The organism is Bradyrhizobium sp., assembly GCF_049586575.1.
Classification (GTDB): Bacteria; Pseudomonadota; Alphaproteobacteria; order Rhizobiales; family Xanthobacteraceae; genus Bradyrhizobium.
Map to the genome: position 1 here is coordinate 1 of NZ_JBAVCF010000685.1, position 1596 is coordinate 1596.

The 1596-nt window shown below is 59.4% G+C and carries 2 protein-coding genes; both read right to left on the minus strand.

The window, feature by feature from the left end; all coding sequences use genetic code 11:
• Positions 1-732: ABC transporter substrate-binding protein (locus tag WB528_RS25070; RefSeq protein WP_423891764.1), on the minus strand; the 732-nt coding region annotated here is incomplete at its 3' end.
• Positions 733-820: 88 nt separating this feature from the next.
• Positions 821-1596, minus strand: a 776-nt coding sequence (locus WB528_RS25075; protein ID WP_423891765.1) for a dienelactone hydrolase family protein, incomplete at its 5' end; no start/stop codon positions are given.

The following is a 1596-nucleotide window of genomic DNA, read 5'->3' on the forward strand; positions in this document are numbered from 1 at the left end:
GGCATTTTTCGGGTCGTAGAAGTAATCGACTCCTTGTCGGAAGCCATCCAAAAACTTTTTTACCTCCGCCGCATGCTGCCGCGCCCACGCGGGGCGCAGAGTGAAAACGGCAAAAGGAACCCGCTCGGTCTCGGGCGGCGGCGGTCCAAAGTCCGTGTAGTTTTCGCGCGCGGTGAAATTGAATGGCGCTGTCAGTATGGTGGCATCGATTGAGCCTGACGCAAGCGCGGCGTAGCGTTGAGAAGTGGCGCCGGCGTAGATGTAGTCATAATCACCAGGCTTGAGGCCGCTGCGACGAAGAAGCGCTTCTATGTAGTAGCGGGTAATGTCCTTCGCGCCCCCAATCATGATGAGTTTGCCGCGCAGCTCCGCGACAGTCTTGATGGATTTCTTGGCGAATATTTCGTAGCCCGACGGCCCCACTTCAACCCGCAGCAGTGTCAGCGGCGCGCCCTGATTGATTGCGCGCAGCGCATCGCCGGGGCCGCTGACGGCGATATCGAGCGATCCGGCCACGGCCTGTTGGACGACATTGGCGCTTGAGGCAATAGGCGTGTACGTAACCTCGACGCCGAGCTGGCGATAAAAACCCTTCGCGTTGGCAATATAGATCGGCCAATGGATTGGCGATCCTGAGCCGACTCCGCCGACAGATATCGTCTGGGCCGCCGCCCCCTGTAGTGCGAGGCCGATCGCGGCTCCACAGAGCCAACTCAAGATCGATTTCAGCATATTGTCCTCCCGTGGGGTCGTTTACCTGAGGGCCTGCGATCTTACGAACACGCTCACGCACCTGTCCGGCAGTTAGTCCCAAATTGATCTAGGCAAGGCGCACTTTCTTGGTGAAGTCGTAGCTGACCGCGGCATCGGACTCGAATTTCCACAGCATGCGATCGGGCGGAAAGGCGCCGTTCTGTGCCCGTTTCAGGAAATCCAGAATCATGGCCCAGACCTTCGCGGTCTCCTTCGGCCGATAGCGGCCCGGCATGGTGTCATTCATCCAGCCATGCGGCATGTCGCGAAACAGCGTGAATTCGTATGTCTTGCGATGATCCTCGAGGACGGCGCGCAACTTGCGCACATCGTTGATCGATACGACGAAGTCGTCCTCGCCCCAGATGCCGATGACAGGTGCGGTGATGCGGCTGACGATCTGTTCATAGGTCTCGTGCCGGATCGGAGGCTTAGCCGTATATTCGGCGATCTGCGCGCCCCCATAGACCACGACGTTTGCGATGACTTCCGAACGGATGCTGTTGAGGAGGAGGGGGAACGAGCCGCTCTGACAGACGCCCATTGCGGCCACGCGGTTCGGATCGACCTTCGGATGCTTGAGCAGAAAGTCGAGACCGTCGCTCATGTAGGACTTGATGTCGTTGTCGGAAATCGGAACTTGGACTTCGCCGCGATTAAGCTTTGCCTTATCGCCCTCCCAGCGTGAAAAGAGGTCAGGGGCAATGCAGACATATCCGTCGCGCGCGAATTTCGCCGCGAGATCAAGCGTGTGCTGAACCAGACCGTAGCGCTCGTGGCCGAGTACGACGGCCGGGAAGGGGCCCCCGCCATCCGTCGGCTCGGCCAGAAAGCCCTGAACGC